General features: G+C 71.8%; 15 protein-coding genes. 8 read left to right on the top strand and 7 right to left on the bottom strand.

The features are described 5' to 3' along the window. The first annotated feature begins 81 nt into the window (after positions 1 to 81). The 4 genes from ACFT4A_RS02190 to ACFT4A_RS02175 all read left to right on the top strand — a co-directional run bounded on the left by ACFT4A_RS02190 (position 82) and on the right by ACFT4A_RS02175 (position 5,650). Positions 82 to 975 (top strand): SDR family oxidoreductase, encoded by an 894-nt coding sequence (locus tag ACFT4A_RS02190; RefSeq protein ID WP_382825123.1) that lies wholly within the window; start codon positions 82 to 84, stop codon positions 973 to 975. A gap of 169 nt (positions 976 to 1,144) precedes the next feature. Then, the gene (locus ACFT4A_RS02185) at positions 1,145 to 2,713 is read left to right on the top strand and encodes an SDR family oxidoreductase (protein ID WP_382825122.1); all 1,569 of its coding nucleotides are present in this window, start codon (positions 1,145 to 1,147) and stop codon (positions 2,711 to 2,713) included. A 48-nt stretch (positions 2,714 to 2,761) separates the two neighbouring features. Next, positions 2,762 to 4,135 (top strand): cryptochrome/photolyase family protein, encoded by a 1,374-nt coding sequence (locus ACFT4A_RS02180; protein WP_382825120.1) that lies wholly within the window; start codon positions 2,762 to 2,764, stop codon positions 4,133 to 4,135. 15 nt (positions 4,136 to 4,150) lie between these two features. Beyond that, positions 4,151 to 5,650, top strand: coding sequence for a cryptochrome/photolyase family protein (locus tag ACFT4A_RS02175; RefSeq protein ID WP_382825118.1), 1,500 nt, complete (start codon positions 4,151 to 4,153; stop codon positions 5,648 to 5,650). Here ACFT4A_RS02175 and ACFT4A_RS02170 read toward each other — a convergent pair. After that, positions 5,639 to 6,640 carry a MerR family transcriptional regulator gene (locus ACFT4A_RS02170; protein WP_382825116.1) on the bottom strand — a complete coding sequence of 334 codons (1,002 nt, stop codon included), beginning with the start codon at positions 6,638 to 6,640 and terminating at the stop codon, positions 5,639 to 5,641. The two genes, ACFT4A_RS02175 and ACFT4A_RS02170, sit on opposite strands and share 12 nt — an antisense overlap. A 113-nt stretch (positions 6,641 to 6,753) precedes the next feature. On the opposite strand from ACFT4A_RS02170, the gene ACFT4A_RS02165 reads away from it, so the two are divergent. After that, on the top strand, positions 6,754 to 7,335 hold the full coding sequence (locus ACFT4A_RS02165; protein WP_382825114.1) for an RNA polymerase sigma factor: 582 nt from the start codon (positions 6,754 to 6,756) through the stop codon (positions 7,333 to 7,335). A 117-nt stretch (positions 7,336 to 7,452) separates the two neighbouring features. After that, positions 7,453 to 8,139, top strand: a complete 687-nt coding sequence (locus ACFT4A_RS02160) for a DUF4397 domain-containing protein (protein ID WP_382825112.1) — start codon at positions 7,453 to 7,455, stop codon at positions 8,137 to 8,139. On the opposite strand, the gene ACFT4A_RS02155 is transcribed toward ACFT4A_RS02160, so the two are convergent. From ACFT4A_RS02155 to ACFT4A_RS02145, 3 genes are read right to left on the bottom strand one after another with little or no spacing between them, the layout of a single operon-like run. Beyond that, on the bottom strand, positions 8,123 to 9,085 hold the full coding sequence (locus ACFT4A_RS02155; protein WP_382825110.1) for a DUF6207 family protein: 963 nt from the start codon (positions 9,083 to 9,085) through the stop codon (positions 8,123 to 8,125). The two genes, ACFT4A_RS02160 and ACFT4A_RS02155, sit on opposite strands and share 17 nt — an antisense overlap. A gap of 10 nt (positions 9,086 to 9,095) precedes the next feature. Continuing rightward, positions 9,096 to 9,989 (bottom strand): XRE family transcriptional regulator, encoded by an 894-nt coding sequence (locus tag ACFT4A_RS02150; RefSeq protein WP_382825109.1) that lies wholly within the window; start codon positions 9,987 to 9,989, stop codon positions 9,096 to 9,098. Beyond that, positions 9,986 to 10,216: a hypothetical protein gene (locus ACFT4A_RS02145; RefSeq protein WP_382825107.1), complete on the bottom strand. Its 231-nt coding sequence runs from the start codon at positions 10,214 to 10,216 to the stop codon at positions 9,986 to 9,988. Before ACFT4A_RS02145 ends, ACFT4A_RS02150 begins: the two co-directional genes overlap by 4 nt. A 505-nt stretch (positions 10,217 to 10,721) precedes the next feature. On the opposite strand from ACFT4A_RS02145, the gene ACFT4A_RS02140 reads away from it, so the two are divergent. Beyond that, on the top strand, positions 10,722 to 11,000 hold the full coding sequence (locus tag ACFT4A_RS02140) for a hypothetical protein (RefSeq protein ID WP_382825105.1): 279 nt from the start codon (positions 10,722 to 10,724) through the stop codon (positions 10,998 to 11,000). On the opposite strand, the gene ACFT4A_RS02135 is transcribed toward ACFT4A_RS02140, so the two are convergent. Together ACFT4A_RS02135 and ACFT4A_RS02130 are read right to left on the bottom strand one after the other, a co-directional pair. Continuing rightward, a complete protein-coding gene (locus tag ACFT4A_RS02135; RefSeq protein WP_382825103.1) occupies positions 10,961 to 11,710 on the bottom strand; it encodes a DNA alkylation repair protein in 750 nt (249 codons plus the stop codon). The genes ACFT4A_RS02140 and ACFT4A_RS02135 overlap by 40 nt on opposite strands. Positions 11,711 to 11,813: 103 nt before the next feature. Next, positions 11,814 to 12,605 (bottom strand): MBL fold metallo-hydrolase, encoded by a 792-nt coding sequence (locus ACFT4A_RS02130; RefSeq protein ID WP_382825101.1) that lies wholly within the window; start codon positions 12,603 to 12,605, stop codon positions 11,814 to 11,816. 80 nt (positions 12,606 to 12,685) lie between these two features. Between ACFT4A_RS02130 and ACFT4A_RS02125 the strand changes: the two genes are divergently transcribed. Further along, a complete protein-coding gene (locus ACFT4A_RS02125; RefSeq protein ID WP_382825099.1) occupies positions 12,686 to 13,315 on the top strand; it encodes a CGNR zinc finger domain-containing protein in 630 nt (209 codons plus the stop codon). A 676-nt stretch (positions 13,316 to 13,991) separates the two neighbouring features. Here ACFT4A_RS02125 and ACFT4A_RS02120 read toward each other — a convergent pair. Beyond that, the gene (locus tag ACFT4A_RS02120) at positions 13,992 to 17,114 is read right to left on the bottom strand and encodes a family 78 glycoside hydrolase catalytic domain (RefSeq protein WP_382825097.1); all 3,123 of its coding nucleotides are present in this window, start codon (positions 17,112 to 17,114) and stop codon (positions 13,992 to 13,994) included. Between the last annotated feature and the right edge of the window lie 193 nt (positions 17,115 to 17,307).

Genomic DNA, 17,307 nt, shown 5'->3' with positions numbered 1-17,307 from the left:
GGCCGGGATGCCCGGCGTGCCGACGGCCCGGTCCGCGCCTAACGTGGACCGGGCCAGCGCCGCCGCGGAGAGGAACGCGCCATGCCGGTCGCTCAGAGCCCCCTGCACGGTCGGACCGCCGTCGTGACCGGTGCGGCGCGCGGCCTCGGGGAGGCGATGGCCCGGGAGCTGTGCCGCCGGGGCGCGCGGGTGGCGCTGCTCGGCCGTGAGGAGCGGACGCTGGCCCTGGTGCGGGACAGCCTTCAGGGCGTGTCCGAGTGCTGGGAGGCCGATGTCACGGACGAGCGCCGGATGGCTCGCGTCGCCGACGAGATCCGCGCCCGGTTCGGGCCGCCCTCGGTGGTGATCGCCAACGCGGGAGTCGCCGAGGGCGGACCGTTCGCCGAGGCCGATCTCGACGTCTGGCGCCGGGTCGTCGAGGTGAACCTCGTCGGCAGTGCCGTCACCGCGCGGACGTTCCTGGCGGATCTCCTGGACACGCGGGGCTACTTCCTCCAGGTCGCGTCGCTCGCCTCCATCGGGGCCGCGCCGATGATGAGCGCCTACTGCGCGTCGAAGGCCGGGGTCGAGTCGTTCGCTCACGCGCTGCAGGCGGAGGTCGCCCATCAGGGTGTGGGCGTGGGAATCGCGTACATCAACTGGACGGACACGGACATGGTCCGCGACGCCGACGCGCACGCGGTGCTGCGGGAGTTGCGCGGCCACATGCCGCGGCCGGCGCGCAAGGTGTATCCCGTCTCGTATGTCGCCGGCCGGCTGGTCACGGCGGCCGAACGGCGTCGGCCCTCGGTCTACATGCCCCGTTGGCTGCGGTACACCCAGCTGGTGCGCGCGGCGATGCCGCCGGTCGTCACGCGGCTGTCGCGCCGTGAACTGCCGCGTCTCGCCGCCCGTGAACCCTTCACGGCCACGGGGCTGCTCGGTGCCGGAGGCCGTGCCGACCAGGCGGCCGGCGTCGACGCTCCACCCGGTTGAACGCCCGCCCGGCGATGTCGTGCATCCGTCGGCCGCGACGCGTCCGAAGTGGTCGTGTGAGAGCGAACGCGGCCCCTCGCCCCGCCGCGACAGGCGCGGTCCCGCTGGCGCGGCCATGATCGAGGGAGCCGGGCCACTACGCCGGAGCGCACACGTGGAGGAGCCGATCGTGGAGACAGGCGGACAACGGGACGCACAGCTGCACTGTCTGGTGACCGGAGCGTCCGGTTACGTCGGCGGGCGTCTGGTGCCGGAACTGCTCCAGGCCGGCCACCGGGTCCGGTGTCTGGCCCGCTCCCCGGGCAAGCTTCGCGATCACCCCTGGGCGGGGCACGCCGAGACGGTCCGGGGCGATGTCACGGACGCCGATTCGGTCGCCGCCGCGATGCGAGGTATCGATGTCGCGTACTACCTGGTGCACGCCCTGGGGACCGGTCCGGGCTTCGAGGACACCGACCGGAGGGCGGCCCGGGTCTTCGCCGAGCAGGCGCGCGCCGCCGGTGTGCGGCGGATCGTCTACCTGGGCGGGCTCACGCCCCAGGACGTTCCCGAGGAGTCCCTCTCCCCGCATCTGCGGTCCAGGGCCGAGGTGGGACGCGTCTTCCTCGACACGCCGGTCCCGGCCACCGTGCTGCGGGCGGCGGTCGTCATCGGCTCGGGATCGGCGTCCTTCGAGATGCTGCGCTATCTGACCGAGCGGCTGCCGGTCATGGTGACGCCCAGTTGGGTGCACACCCGGACTCAGCCGATCGGCGTAGGGGACGTGCTGCGGTACCTCGTCGGTTCGGCCACGATGCCGGATGACGTCGACCGCGCGTTCGACATCGGGGGGCCGGACGTCCTCACGTACCGGGAGATGATGGACCAGTACGCCAAGGTGGCCGGGCTGCGGCGCAGGCTCATCGTTCCGGTGCCGGTGCTCACCCCGAGGCTGTCCAGCCACTGGGTCGGCCTGGTCACCCCGGTGCCCGCCGCGCTGGCCCGGCCGCTGACGGAGTCGCTGCGCCACGAGGTCGTGTGCCGCGAGCACGACATCGCCCGGTACGTGCCCGACCTTCCGGGCCGGCCCCTGCCGTTCGACGCCGCGCTGGCACTGGCGTTGCGCAAGGTGCGGGAGGCGCAGGTCGTCACCCGCTGGTCGTCCGCCGCCGTGCCCGGGGCGCCCAGCGATCCCCTGCCCACCGACCCGGACTGGGCGGGCGGCAGCCTCTACGACGACGAGCGGCACCTCTCGGTGGACGCGTCCCGGGAGTCGCTGTGGAAGGTGATCGAGGGCATCGGCGGCGACAACGGCTGGTACTCCTTCCCGCTCGCCTGGACGGTCCGGGGCTGGCTGGACCGTTTCGTCGGCGGTGTCGGCCTGCGCCGCGGACGACGTGACGCCGAGCGCCTGCGGGCCGGCGACTCCCTGGACTTCTGGCGGGTCGAGGAGATCGAGCCGGGCCGGCTGCTGCGACTGCGGGCGGAGATGCGCCTGCCCGGCCTGGCGTGGCTGGAGATGTACGCGGAGACGGACGACACGGGCCGCACCCGCTACCGGCAGCGCGCCCTCTTCCACCCCCGGGGTCTGCTGGGGCACGCCTACTGGTGGTCCCTCTCCCCGTTTCACGCCGTCGTCTTCGGCGGCATGGCCCGCAACATCACACAGGCCGCCGCCAAGGGCATGAGCGCGCGCCGGGCCGGTCCGCGTCCCGGCCGCATCCGGATCACGCGCCGCGCACGAAGAGTCAGGCAGTAGAGATCCACATCGCGATCCACATCGCACGGCACCCTCAGGAGAGTCGCCATGACCGTCGCGGTCGTCTTGTTCACCTCGGATCTGCGGGTGCACGACCATCCGCCGCTGCGCGCCGCGCTGGCGTGGGCGGACGAGGTGGTGCCGCTCTTCGTCCGCGACCCCGGTGTCCACGCGGCGGGCTTCGACGTGCCCAACCGCAGCGCCTTCCTCGCCGACTGCCTGGCCGACCTCGACGCCTCGCTGCGCCGGCGCGGCGGCCGGCTCGTCGTACGCAAGGGCCCGGTCGCCCAGGAGGTCTGCGCGGTGGCCGCGGAGTGCGAGGCGACGGAGGTGCACATCGCGGCGGGCGTCACCGGCTACGCCCACCGGCGGGAGGAGCAGTTGCGGGACGCGCTGCGGGGACAGGGCGTGGCGCTGCACGTGCACGACAGTGTGATCACGGCCGTGGCGCCCGGCGCCGTGACGCCCGCCGGCAACGACCACTTCGCCGTGTTCACCCCCTACTTCCGCCGCTGGTCGCAGGAGCGGCTGAGGGACATCTCCCCGGCGCCGCGCGTCGTGCGCGTCCCTGACGCCGTACAGGGCGAGCCGCTGCCCTCCCGGGACGAGCTGTCCGGCATCTCGCCGGGCCTGCCCACCGGGGGCGAGGCTCCTGGGCGCGACCGGTTCACCCGCTGGGTGCGGAGCGGCCTGTCCGCGTACGAGGACCGGCACGACGATCTGGCGGGCGACGCGACCTCCAGGCTCTCGCCGTATCTGCACTTCGGTGCCCTGTCGCCGGTGGAGCTGATCCAGCGGGCCCGCGAGCGCGGCGGGCCGGGGGCGGAGGCGTTCGTACGGCAGCTGTGCTGGCGCGACTTCCACCACCAGGTGCTGGCGGCGCGCCCGGAGGCCTCGCATGAGGACTACCGGACCCGGCACGACCGGTGGCGGACCGAGGACGAGGCCGCCGAGGACATCGCCGCGTGGCGGGACGGCCGCACCGGCTACCCGGTCGTCGACGCGGCCATGCGCCAGCTGCGCCACGAGGGCTGGATGCACAACCGGGCGCGGCTGCTGGTGGCGAGCTTCCTGGCCAAGACCCTGTACGTGGACTGGCGGATCGGCGCCCGGCACTTCCTGGACCTGCTGGTGGACGGCGACATCGTCAACAACCAGCTCAACTGGCAGTGGGTCGCCGGGACCGGCACCGACACCCGCCCTCACCGTGTCCTCAACCCGGTCGTCCAGGGCAAGCGCTTCGACCCGGCGGGCGGATACGTACGGCGGTGGGTGCCGGAACTGACGGACGTGCCCGATGCCCGCATCCATGAGCCCTGGCGGCTGCCCGAAGAGGAACGGGCGCGGGTGGACTACCCGCAGCCGCTGATCGACCTCGGTGAGGGCCTGGCACGGTTCAAGCACGCGCGCGGCCGGGACTGACGGCGGGAGCGCCTCATGCACTGGCTCTTCGGTGATCAGCTCGGTCCGCACTTCCTGCGGCCGTCCGACGACAGCGGCCTCGCCCGTGACACACCGCTGCTGATGATCGAGGCCCGGTCGGTGTTCCGGCGCCGCCGCTTCCACCGTGCCAAGGCACACCTGGTCCTGTCCGCCATGCGTCACCGGGCGGCCGAACTCGGCGACCGCGTCACCTATGTGCGCAGTGACACCTACCGGGAAGGGCTCGACCGGGCGGCGCGCGGCCGGGCCCTGACCGTTCACCACCCGACCTCGAACGCCGCGCTGCGGCTGGTGCGCTCGCTGCCGCAGGTCACGACGGGCCCGGCGCGCGGATTCCTGGTGCCCATGGACGCCTTCGCCGCCTGGGCCGACGGCCAGGGCGGCAGGAGCCTGCGTCAGGAGGACTTCTACCGCTGGGTCCGGCGCGGACACGACCTGCTGATGGACGGCGACCGGCCCGCGGGCGGCCGCTGGAACCTCGATCACGACAACCGGGAGCCGCCGCCCCGTGACGCGGCCACCCTGCCGGTCGACCGTCCCTACCGGCCGCGCGAGGACGACATCGACGAGGAGGTCCGCCACGACCTCGACCGCTGGGAGAAGGACGGCGACGTGCGCTTCGTCGGGCGCGACGGGCCACGCCTGTTCCCCGCGACCCGCACCGAGGCCCGGGCGGCGCTGCGTCGCTTCGTCGAACGCCGGCTCACCGCCTTCGGGCCGTACGAGGACGCCATGCTCGCCGCCGACCCCGTCATGAGCCACAGCCTGCTGTCGTCCTCGCTCAACCTGGGGCTGCTCGATCCCGCAGAGTGCGTCGAGCGGGCCGAAGCGGCGTGGCACGAGGGACAAGCACCGTTGAACAGCGTGGAGGGCTTCGTCCGGCAGATCGCCGGCTGGCGCGAGTACGTGTGGCAGCTGTACTGGCACTTCGGCGAGGACTACCGGAACTCCAACGTGCTGCGCCACACCGCCCCGTTGCCGGACTGGTGGAACGACCTGGACGCCGACGACGTGGAGGCGCGCTGTCTGCGCACGGTGCTGTCCCAGGTACGCGACACGGGCTGGACCCACCACATCCCCCGGCTGATGATCCTCGGCAGCTACGCACTTCAGCGGGGCTGGGATCCGGCCGCGGTCACGGACTGGTTCCACCGCTGCTTCGTCGACGGCTACGACTGGGTGATGGTGCCCAATGTCGTCGGCATGTCCCAGTACGCCGACGGCGGCCGTATGACCACCAAGCCGTACACGTCCGGCGGTGCCTATGTGAACCGGATGAGCGACCTGTGCGGCTCGTGCGTCTACCGGCCCACGGAGCGGACCGGCGCGCACGCGTGCCCCTACACCGCGGGCTACTGGGCCTTCCTCGACCGGCACCGCTCCGGGCTGGAGCGCAACCACCGCATGGCACAGGCGGTGCGCGGCCTGGACCGGCTCGCCGACCTCGCCGACGTACGGCGCCAGGAGCGGGCACGCGGGGACTCACCGCCCTGACACGACCGACTCCACCACCGCCAGGGCCTCGGCCAGGCCGGGGGGATGGGGCAGCCCGGCAAGGGTCTGACCGGCCCAGCCCGGCCCCAGGGTCAGGACGACCGGCTTCCTGCGGGCACCGCGCACCCCCCATTCCATCGCCGCCACGTGCTGGGCCAGCGGCCGGCTGGCCGTGGTGCGGGACTGCGCCCACAGGCCCACCGCGGCCGGTCCGGTACGGCGCACCGCCGCGACGACCGATTCGACGGGCAGCGCGGCACCGAACATGCGCACCGGCAGACCGCGTTCGGCCAGTGCGGCGGCCAGCACCTCCAGCGGCAGGGTGTGGTTCTCCCCCGGTACGCAGGCGAGCACCGTGGTGATGCCGGGGCCGTCGGCGACCACGGGCGGCGCGCTGCGCCGCAGCGCCCCGGAGATGTGCCAGGACAGGAAGTGCTCCACCTCGACGTACTTCTCGCCCGAGCTCTCCCACTTGCGGCCGGTCGCCTGCAGGGTCGGCATGATCACCTCGGTCCAGGCGGTGACCAGACCGTGGTCGGCGATCGCCGACAGCAGCAGTTCGTCCAGGGCCGCGGCGTCGAGACGCAGGGCGGCACGGGCTATCCCCCGGGACTCCTGGCGTACGCCGCCGAGCCGCATGCCGCTCCCGGCCCGGCTGCGGCCGCGGGTCAGGGGTCGCGGCTGCGGGAGGGGGGCCCAGGTGCGCGGGACCGCGTCCGGCGGCGCATCGCCGAGCGCCATACGCGCGGCCTCGGCAGGGGGCAGACCGGTCGCCGTCAGGGCGCACATCCGCTCCAGACGGGCCACGTCCGCGGCGGTCCAGCGCCGGTGCCTGCCGCCGGTGTGCGCGTCGGGACCGATGCCGTAGCGGCGGTCCCAGGAACGGACCGTGGTGGGCGCCACCCCGAGGCGCCTCGCCACTTCTCCGGTGGTGAGCCCGCCGTGCCCTGGGTCCTCGTCGTGCCGGCCATCGCCGTCACCTCTGCTCACGGGCCCCACTGTACGACGCACAAACGACGCATGTTGCCTGCGTCGTTTGTGCGTCACAACACTGGGACGCGTGCGGACTGCCGCACCTCGCGCATGGCAGGAGGAACCAGGCCATGATCACCGACACCCGAGAAGAAACCAGGTACGAGGACGAGCTGGCCCTTGGATTCCGTGCCGCCGACGAGGACGCCTTCGCCGCGGTCTACAGGCGCTGGGCGCCCTTGGTCCACACCATGGCCACCCGGTCGCTCGGCGACACGTACGAGGCCGACGACGTCACCCAGCAGGTGTTCCTCGGCGCCTGGCGCGGTCAGGCCGGCTTCCGCCCGGAGCGGGGCCCGCTGGGCGCCTGGCTCGTGGGCATCACCCGACGCAAGATCGTCGATGCGCTGGCCGCCCGGACCAGACGGCTGGCTCTCGCCGACTCGCTCGCCCACACGAACGACACGCTCGGCCGGGACGAGTCGGCGGCGGAGGACGTCCTGGACCGGGTCCTGCTGGTGAACGAGTTGTCCTGTCTGCCCCGGCACCAGCGGCACGTGCTGTGCCTGGCCTTCTACGAGGACCTGACCCAGGCGCAGATCGCGGAACGGACCGGGATGCCCCTGGGCACGGTGAAGAGTCACGCCCGCCGTGGCCTGCAGCGGCTGCGCAGGGCGATCGAACCGGGCCAGGTGCGCTGGACGAGCGTCTAGGCGCGCCGCCGAACCGGCCGACGAAAGGTGCCGCCCGCGCATCCGCGGCGGTCGCCGTGCGCGAAACGACATCGAGACCCCGCAACGTGCGGAGGCGCTTTCGAAGGGATGACCCCCATGACTTCCCGGACCTCTCTCGCTGTCGCCGCTTCGGCCGCCGCCTGTGCGCTGGCCCTGGGCGCCACCGCGTCCGCCATGGCCGCTCCCGCCTCACAGAACGAGGCCATGGTGTCCGTGTTCCACGGCATCCCCGGGATGACCGTCGATGTGTACGCCAACGGTGACGAGCTGATCGGCGACTTCAAGCCCGGCACGGTGACCGACCCGCAGGCCCTCAAAGCCGGGACCTACGACATAGAGATCTTCGAGGCGGGCCAGAACCCGGACGGCACACCCGCCCTCCAGAAGGAGGTCAACGTGGCCGAGGGCGGTAACGCCACGATCGCCGCCCACCTCACCGCCGACGGCAAGCCCCAGCTGACGGCCTACACCAACGATGTCTCGCAGGTCGACGACGGCAAGGCACGCCTCACGGTGCGTCACGTCGCCGCCGCACCGGCCGTCGACGTCCGCGCGAACGGGCAGCCGCTCTTCACCGGCCTGGAGAACCCCAAGGAGGACACCACCGAGGTCGAGGCAGGGACCGTGAAGGCCGATGTCGTGCTCGCCGGCACGGACACCGTGGCCATCGGCCCGGCCGACCTGCCCCTCAAGGACGGGACGGCCAATGTCGTCTACGCCTGGGGCAGCGCCGACGACAAGAACCTGGCCCTGGCGACGCAGCCGCTCAACGCCACGAAGTAGGTGCGGTGGGCCGGCGGTCCAGGAGGTAACGCAGCCGCACATCGCGACGGTCCGCTCCCCTGGCCGTGCGGTCCGCGACGGCCGTTTCCCAGCAGGCCGCGATGGCTTCCCGGAAGAAGCTGGAGGCGGACTCGTCGCGTGCGGCGGTCTCCACCAGGACCCGTTCCGGCTCGTGCGCGGACTCGTCGGAGCGATCCGCGGCGTCGGCTCGCGGCCTGGTGCGGTTGGGCAGGTCGGTGGCCGGCGGCTCGGCCTGTCGTACGGACCGGGAGACCGCTGTCGTGGCGGCCAGGATGATCTCGAGCTGTTCCGCGAAGTGAGGGCCGGGGAGCGGGATTTCGTAGCCGGGGTTGCGGGCGTATCCGGCGGCGACGGCGTTGGTGACGTAGGACTTCACCGCGGTGAAGGTCTCGGTGTGGTCGCGGGGGGCGGTCGGCGCCAGGCGGCTGAGGATGCGCAGGACCGTGGGGATGCTCGTGTCGACGCCGAGGCCGCTGTCGGCCGGTGCGTCGTCGCCGGCCTGCTGGTGCCACAGGGCGGCCGCCTGCCGGTCGCCGAGCGCGAGGTGATGCAGGTGGAGGCAGTAGGAGGCGGCGGGTTCGCCGGCCCCGGCGGCGTACTGCCACCAGAAGCGCGCGCCGTCCCGCGCGTCGGCGAGTTGCAGGACGCAGCCCAGGATCCAGGCGCCGCGCGGGGAGGGCAGCTGTTCGGTGACGAAGTCGGCGAGCTGGCGGGGCGTGGAGTGGACGACGACCGCCTCGCACAGGGCCCGCAGACTCCGGGCGGCGTTGTCGTCGGCCAGGTCACCGCCGCCGACGTCCCACAGCGGGGTGCCGTCCGGGGCGAAGGCCGGGTAGGCGGTGTCCTCGTACGGGACGGTGTCCGACGGCACCTGGGGATCGTGCAGCAGAAGCGAGCGGGAGAGGAGATCGTCGATGGCGGTCATGGCGGGGTGCTCACTCCCGGTTGTCATGGCGGTGGTAGGTGCCTTCCAGGGCGCCTCGGGCGTGGTGGTCGATGGACTGGGTGATGGCCGTGGACAGGCCGACGACGTCGGGGATGGCGTCGGGGTGGATGCCGCACAGATAGCGCAGGACGGTGATGTCGAGCTGGTTCTGGGGCAGCCGGGCGACGGCGTCGAAGAAGTCGGCGAGCCGGCCGATGCGGGCGAACCGGGCGGTGAGGTCGTCGATCCGGCTCTGGTCGACGGTCTGGAACGCCGCCGGGCGCAGGTCGGGATGTCCGGCCGGGTGAAGGTGCGCGCGTAAGAGGACGCGGGAGCGCAGCAGCCGCCAGGCGTGGCGGGGGACGTTGGGGCCGGCGACGGCGTCGTCCCAGCCCAGCCAGAGGATGTCGCTGGCCTCCGAGACGACCCAATGGGCGCGCCGGTCGCTCTGCAGGAAGGCGCGGGCGTAGGCGGTGTAGGGGCGGCGCATGGCCTCGGTGAAGCCCTGGTGCGCGAGCGGGGGCCGTTCCGGCGGCAGCGGCTGGACGGCGTGTATGCGGCTCTCGATCCACGCGGGGTCCTTGGCCGCCTCGCGTGCCGCCGCCGTCCACAGCCGGCGCAGCGGCCAGACGGGGATGTCCAGGGCCCGGACCACGCTGTAGGTGATCTCCCAGCCGGGGTAGTAGCCCTTGCCGCGCAGCAGTTCGCTGATGCGGGCCTTGGAGTAGCCGGAGCGGCCGACGAGGTCGTCGAGGGTGAGCCCCGTGGCGAAGAGCCTGTTGCGCACCGGCTCCAGCCAGGCCCGGTGGGAGGGGCCCACCTGCTCGCCGATCGACTCCGGTTTGCGGCCGCGCCTGCTCGGCGGCTCGCCGTCGGGCTGCTCGTACGCGGAGAACGGGGTCATCGCACCGACTCCTCGGGTCCGGCCGCTATGGCCGTCGGGGCGGCGTCCACCGTGGTGTGGCGCGGGGACTGCGTGGCGTGGAGGGCGGCGACGATCTGCTGTACGAGCAGTCCGAGCGACGGCAGCAGCGCGGCCACGGCCGCGAGGTGCCCCAGCACGGTCATCACCGTGCTCCACGCGAAGACCGCCACCATCACGACGACGGTCAACACCTGCTTACTGGACATCGCACCTTGTCTCTCAACTCGAGGCGTCTGGAAGGCTCTTCCCCGGCGGTGCTGAGGCGCTGCGGAAGAGTTGGACGTCAGCATGGTGCGTCGACCGCCGGACACTCAACGTGATCATGAAGTTACGGAACAATGCCGCCGGGCGCCCCGGCGCCCACAGCGCGCCGCACTGGGCCAGGTCGGTCACCCGCACGCGCAAAACATGGCGGATTGAACGCTTTTGAAGGCGGAAACGTACTTCTCCTCGCGACACCGGGGGCAAGGCGCACCATGGAGCGCGGACGCCTCCCCGGGCGTCGGACCTTCCAGTCTGGAAGGACGAGCAGTCCCTTCGTGCTGAAGAACGACCGGAAGGGACCGCACCGCTCCCGCCCAGACCCCGTGCTGGGCGGGAGCACTGTCGTACAGGCCTGTTCGGGTGACTCCGGACGCGCACTTCCATGGATATACGGACAGAATGCGCGTAGGTAGACGACTCACCACACCGGCAGGTCAGGAGACAGTCGTGGCAGAGGCACCGAACGGGGATGTCGAGTTCCGCAGCGCCATCATGGACGTTTTCCTCAAGTACCCCGAGGCGCAGAGCAGATATGCCCTTGCGAGCCTGCAACTCGAGAACGAGATGGGCATCGACTTCGAGACCCAGGTCGGGTTCTCCCGGATCGACGGCAACAAGATCATCACCGAGTTCCGGGACCGAGGCACGAGCGTCAAGGCCCAGCTCTGCCTGAAGTGGAACTTCGACTACAGCCGCTGCCTCCACTGGCGAGAGGCAGAGCTGTAGCGAGAGCCTGTCGCGCCGACGCCCGGCCAACCGTTCCGCCGGCGCACCATCTCGGCGATCCAGACGGGCGCGAACGGGGATGTACAGCCGGGGGACGTCGGATAGTCCTTGAGCACCTCCAGGCGCTCGCCGATGCCGATGGCACGGGCGCGGTGCTCGGGGTGTTCGATCCCGATCCGGGCCAGGCAGTGGTTCATCGCCCACTGCAAGCGGTCCGGGGCGTCCTTCATCTGCGCCTCGATGACGTCGAGCAGTCCTGTGAGGTCGAGGCTCTCGGGCTTCTTCGCCACGCGTTCGGTGGTCAGCGCCCAGCCGGCGCTCGCGACCACGGGATCCGGATCGGCGAACCAGGCCGAGCGCAGCTCTTCGGAGTGCGGGCTCTTCTTCACCACGTAGTTCACGAGCCAGTCGTGCACCTCGGGGGTGCGCGCCTCGCGCAGCATGACGTCCAATTGATCACGCTCGAATGCCTTCGGGCGGCAGATCAGGAGCGCCAGCAGTCTCGCCGCGGTGTCATCCGTCTCCCAGAGCCGGAGCGCGAGTTCCTGCTGGGTCTTCAACCGTTTCGCGAGCGCGCGCAGCTTGCCGAGGTTCACACCGTGATCGTCGCCGTGCCTCTCGTTCACCTCGCGCGCCTTCGGGTCCTCGAGCGCGGCCAGCTCGGCCATCACCTCGGCGACCGTCGTCCGTGCCGGCGTCGTCTCGGCCACCTCGGCCTCCCTGTCCCTCACGAGCGGCACTCACCCTACGACGGAACCCGGCTCCCGACCGTCCCGCGTCGTCGGCCGGGTCCCCGAAGGGCGTCCGCCGTGATCAGCCCGGGTGCCCCCAGTCCAGGCGGTCGGCCAGCCCCGCCGCGGCGAAGGCGGCCTGGAGTTCGTCGCGGCCCTCGGTGAAGTGGGTCCAGCTGTCGTAGTGGACGGGGACGACCCGGCGGGCGCCGAGGATCCGGGTGGCTTCGGCGGCCCGGGCGCTGTCCAGCACGAGGGCGCCTCCGTCGAAGAGGGCGGCGAAGCGGGGTGCGCCCGCGAAGAGGACGGCGGTGTCCACCGGCCCGAGGCGCCCGGCGGTCTCCCTGACCGCGTCGAGGGAGGCGTTGTCACCGCTGACGTACACGGTGGGCAGTCCGTCTCCGGACAGGACGAATCCGACGACCTGTCCGGTGATCGCCTCGGTCTCCTCGCGCGTGCCGGGGCCGTGGATGGCGGGGACGCCGGTCACGGTGACCGTGCCGCCGCCGGGGCGGTCCAGCTCGACCGACTCCCAGTCGGCCAGCCCCCTGGCCTTGCCGCCGAGCCGCTTGCCGCCACCGGGGGTGGTGAGGGTCAGCGGTATGTCGGCGAGCAGGGCCCGGCCGGCGCGGTCGAGGTTGTCGGCATGCTCGTCGTGGGACAGCAGGACCACGTCGACGGGGCCGAGTTCGGCGGGGCTGCCGGAGGCGGGGGCGGTCTTGGTCAGGACGGGGCCGGTCGACTCCGGGTAGTCGCCGGGGGCGTCGAAGGTGGGGTCGGTCAGGAACCGCAGGCCGCCGTACTCGAAGAGAGCGGTCGGGCCGCCGAAGACGCGGACGGGGAACTGCTCACGGGGCGTCACTGAAGGAGCCACAGAGAATCACCTCACGGATGGAATCGGCTTATCCGTGAGAGACCGTAGCACGCTTCTCACGGATACGGGCGAGCCGTACCATGAGAGCCATGGATGTGAACGCCGCCGCCGAGCCCGCCGGATCCGTCGAGCCCGCCGTGCCCCCCGCGCCCGGCGAGGAGCAGTACCCGGCCCTCGCCTTCGCCAACAGCGCCATCGCGTCGCCCGGCGGGAAGTTCACCGACTTCCTCGGTACGCCGGCGCAGGCGAATCAGTGGCTGGCGGACCGCGGTCTCGCCCCCGTGGACGCGGGCCTCCGGGAGATGTGCACGGCCCAACTGCGGTCGCTGCGCGAACAGATCAGGTCACTGCTCGCCTCCCGCGTCGAGGCCGTGCCGGCCCTGCCCGCCGCGCTCTCCGCCGTCAACGACGCCATGACCAAGGTGCCCACCGCCTCACTGCTCCGGTGGGACGAGAAGAACGGCCCCTACCGCACGCCCCCGCACCCCACCACCGAGATCGTCGACCACGCCCTCGCGACCCTCGCCGCCGACGCCGCCGACCTGCTCACCGGGCCCGACGCCGAGCGGCTCACCGCTTGCGGCTCCCCGCCCTGCGGCCGCTATCTGCTGCGGCACGGCCGCCGCCACTGGTGCTCGACCCGCTGCGGCGACCGCGCACGCGCGGCCCGCGCCTACGCACGCCGGACCCGGGCCGAGGCATCCGGCTGACACACGAAGGCCCTCCCGGCCGGCAGCGCCCCCGACCACGGGCGATGAGTTCCGCCCACAAACCCTTCGCCACCTCGGCAGACAGAGCTCCGACGCCTTCACGCCGTCAGTGCAGGGCGTCCAGCAGGGCGCGGTTCTGGTCGTTGATGGGGCTGACCCCGGCTTCGATGAGTTCGCTCTCCGACCGGGGGTGGGGGAGGGACGGTCCAGAGGCGGAGACACACGTTTCGGGTAGGTGTGTGTGGTTCTCGTGCCGAATCGCTCAGCCTGACTCCCCGGTCGGTCCCGGTACCGTCCAGAGATGAACACATGCCGTTCGCGGCATCGGAACAGGCCGGTCCGGTGCCGGCTCAGCGGGCTCGTCCGCTGCCCGGCTTACGTGTCCGATGGCCGGCCGCCGGTTGCGCAGCGCCGCGGCGGCGTTGACGTCGGCGAGCCGCGGGTCGCACCAGACAGCGCGACCAGGCCGTGCTGCCGGCGTGCGCATGGGACGGTTCGGTCCCCACCGGGGAGTACTCCAGGACGTTGATGTCCGCGGCTTCGAGCTTGCCGACGAGGTCGACCACAACTGGACGGGGCGATCCGATCGCTGGGCTCGACCTGAACGCGTTGGCTTCGCCGGTGACGCCGCCCCGGACACCAGGCGCCGCGAACTACGTCGGGCCCGGTCGGGACATCAGCGCAACGCGGCAGTCAGCCGGTACCGACCGGACGGCAGGCGGTACCCGCAGACCCCGCCCTCGGATCCGAGGAAACGCACTCCGGGCACCCGTGCCAGTGGGGTGCGTCCCTCGCGGACGGCATCGGCGGATGTCGCCGGAAGGCGCAGGGTCGCCTCGCTGTTGGCGGGCACGACGGCCTCGTACGCCAGGGCCCGCCCCGCCTCGACGACCTCCCACGCACTCCTGATCTCGCCGTAGGGCGACTCGTACGAGCCCGCCACCCGCGTGATCCTCCCCGTGGGATCGAGGTGGGGCCGGAGCAGGAAGTGCTTGAAGCCGGGGCTGTCCGGGTCGCGGGCGATGCCGGCCATGTGCGTGTACATCCACTCCATGATCGCGCCATAGGCGTAGTGGTTGAAGGAGTTCATGCTGACCGGGCCGAAGCCGGCGTCCTCGGAGTAGGAGTTCCAGCGCTCCCAGACGGTGGTGGCGCCGTTCTTCACCGAGTACAGCCAGGACGGCAGTGCGTCCTGGTGCAGCAGCTCGTACGCCAGGTCGGCTCGGCCCTCGTCGGACAGGACGGGGGCCAGGACGTTGACGCCCAGGAAGCCGACGGACAGCGTGTTCTCGGCGTACTTGACCCGGCTGCTGTCCGGGTGCGCCGCCTTGTAGGCCGCGTCGTTGCCGATGTTGTCGGCCAGGTGCCCGACGAGCGCGCGGCGTTGCGCCTGAGTCTCGTAGAAACCGAGCTTGAGGACCCACAGCAGCGCGGTCTGGCTGTTGTCCTCCGTCTTCTGGTTGGGGTCGGCGCCCGGTTCGATCGGGGAGGCCTCACCCAGGCTGGACCGCACCGTGACCTGGCCGCCCTCGGTGCTCAGGTACTTGGCGATGAACGCCTGCCGGATGCGCCCGAAGAGGCGCTGGTACGTCTCCGCTTCCGCCGTCCGGCCGATCGCCCGGGCCATCTGCTCCATCAACCGCGCGGAGTAGCCGTAGTAGACGTCGCTCATGAGCTGGGCGCTGGTCTTCTGCGGTGCCAGCCAGTCGCCGGTGAGGGACCCCTGGCCGGTGTGGGTGTCACCGGTCTGCTCACGGATCCAGTCCAGATAGCGGGTCATCGCCGGCCAGCTGCTCTCGACGATGCTCGCGTCCCCCGTCATCTGCCACACGGTCCACGGGAGGACGACACCGCAGTCCGCCCAACCGCTCCCGCCGTCGGGGAAGTTGTACCGTCCGCCGGGAGCGACTCCGGTGAACTGTGCCCGGTCCGTGCCGTAGATGGTCTGGGAGTCGACGATCGTGTCCTGGAACTGGCCGAGGAAGACACCGGCGTCGGCGTTGTACAGGCCGGTCGTGGCGAAGACCTGGGTGTCGCCGGTCCAGCCGAGGCGTTCGTCGCGCTGGGGGCAGTCGGTGGGCACCCAGAGGTAGTTGCCGCGCTGACCCCAACGGATGTTGCTCATCAGCCGGTTGATGTCGGGATCGTTCGTGGTGAGGCTGCCGGTCTCGCGGATCGCGGACGTGGCGGTCCTGCCGGTCAGCCCGGTGATCGTGACGGTGTCCGTCGCGGTGACCGACACGTAGCGGAAGCCGTAGAAGGTCAGGGTGTCCTGATGGGTCTCGCCGTGCCGGTCGCCTTTGAGGATGTACGTGCTGGTGGCCTTGGCGCTGCGGAGGTTGGCCCGGTAGACGGAGCCCTCGGGGCCGTCCGCGCCGGCGCTGTCGTCGTTGAGCATCTCGCCGAACCTGAACTCGACCCGGGCGCCGGCGGGGCCGCGCAGGCGGTAGCGGGCGACGCCGACCATGTTCTGTCCGAGGTCGAAGACGGCGGTCTCGCCGCCGCCGATGGTGACGGCGGCGGAGGCCGCCTGCTCCGGGTCGGTCACCGTCCGGTCGGGGTCCACGATGATGCGCCCCTTGCCGTTGGGGCTGCCGTCCTGGCCGGTCACTCCGGTGGCGACCGTGATCGAATGCGGCCGGCGGTCCCACTTCGGCATCAGGCGTGCCGTCTCGGCCGGGTAGGCGAGGAGTCGCGCGTCCGGGTACTTGTCCTCGAAGGCGACGCGTTCCACGTCCGCCCACGCGCTGTCGTCGAATCCGGGCGCCGTCCAGCCCGGCAGTTCCCTACGGGCGTCATAGGTCTGGCCGTCGTAGATGTCGTCAGCCCGGTAGGGGCCGGTGTCGGTGGCCTTCCAGGTGCCGTCCGGCCCGGTGACGACCGTCTGCAAGGTGCCGTCGGTGTACCGGAGCAGCAGCTTGGCCTTGACCGCGAGGGCGTTGCCGTCCTTGGAGTAGTACGTGCTTCCCTCGGAGACACGGCCGTTGTACCAGCCGTTGCCCAGGACGAAGGCGAGGGTGACCGCGCGCTCCCGTGTCAGGAGTTCCGTGACGTCGTACGTCAGGTAGTTGACGCGCGCGTCGTAGTTGGTCCAGCCCGGGGGCAGCAGTTCGATCGTGGTGCCGCCGTCCTGCGGGACGGTCACGTGCCGTCCGTTGACGTAGGCGTCGTAGACCCCGAGGGCCGAGACGTACAGCCGCGCCTCGCGCACCCGCCGCCGGCCGTCGGTCCTGAGGGGTGTCTCCCTCCGCAGCATGGGGGCACCGGCCGAGTGGGGCGCCTTCCCCTTCATCCCGATCCACAGCGCGCCGTCCCATCCGGCCACGCCGTCGGTGCTCAGCAGGCCGGTCTCGAACGCGGACGGGAACGCGGCACCGACCGGACGGCCTTCCGTGTCCCAGACGGTGACGGTCCAGTGGTAGCGGGTGGAGGCGCTGAGCGGCTTGCCCCCGTAGCGGACGGCCACCGAATCGGAGGAGCGGACCCGCCCGCTGTTCCAGATGTCCGCGCGGGTGGCGGAGAGCTTGTCGGGCGAGCTCGCCACGAGGATCCGGTACGACCCTTGGCTCCGGCCGCGCGTTGCCGACCGGATGCACCATCCGAAGCGCGGCCTGCTCGCGTCCATGCCCAGGGGATCGGTGCGGTGTTCGACGGTCAGCGCCCCCACCGCGTGGCCCTCCGGAAGCCGGGACGCTTCCGCGGCGGCACTCGTGCCGCCTCCCGTGGCACCGGCCCCTACCGAGACGACACCGGCCGTCGCGGCGAGCACGGTCCGGCGACGCACTGCATCATGACTCACGTCTGCCTCCTCCAGTGTTGAATCGATTCAAAATTGCGCCGTCGACCCCCCTGTCCGACCTGACACGCAAGGAGGGTGTCGCCCTCCGGTCGATCGTGGGTAACGTTTTCCAAAGAAGAGTGGGCCCGACCCTAGAGAGCACCCTGCGGGACGTCAAGATGCCGGGCATACACTCGGCGGCAGCGTTTCCCAG

The organism is Streptomyces sp. NPDC057099, assembly GCF_042671245.1.
GTDB lineage: Bacteria > Actinomycetota > Actinomycetes > Streptomycetales > Streptomycetaceae > Streptomyces > Streptomyces purpurascens.
Note: the sequence above shows the minus strand (reverse complement) of the source record. Positions and strands in the feature narration are given on the sequence as shown.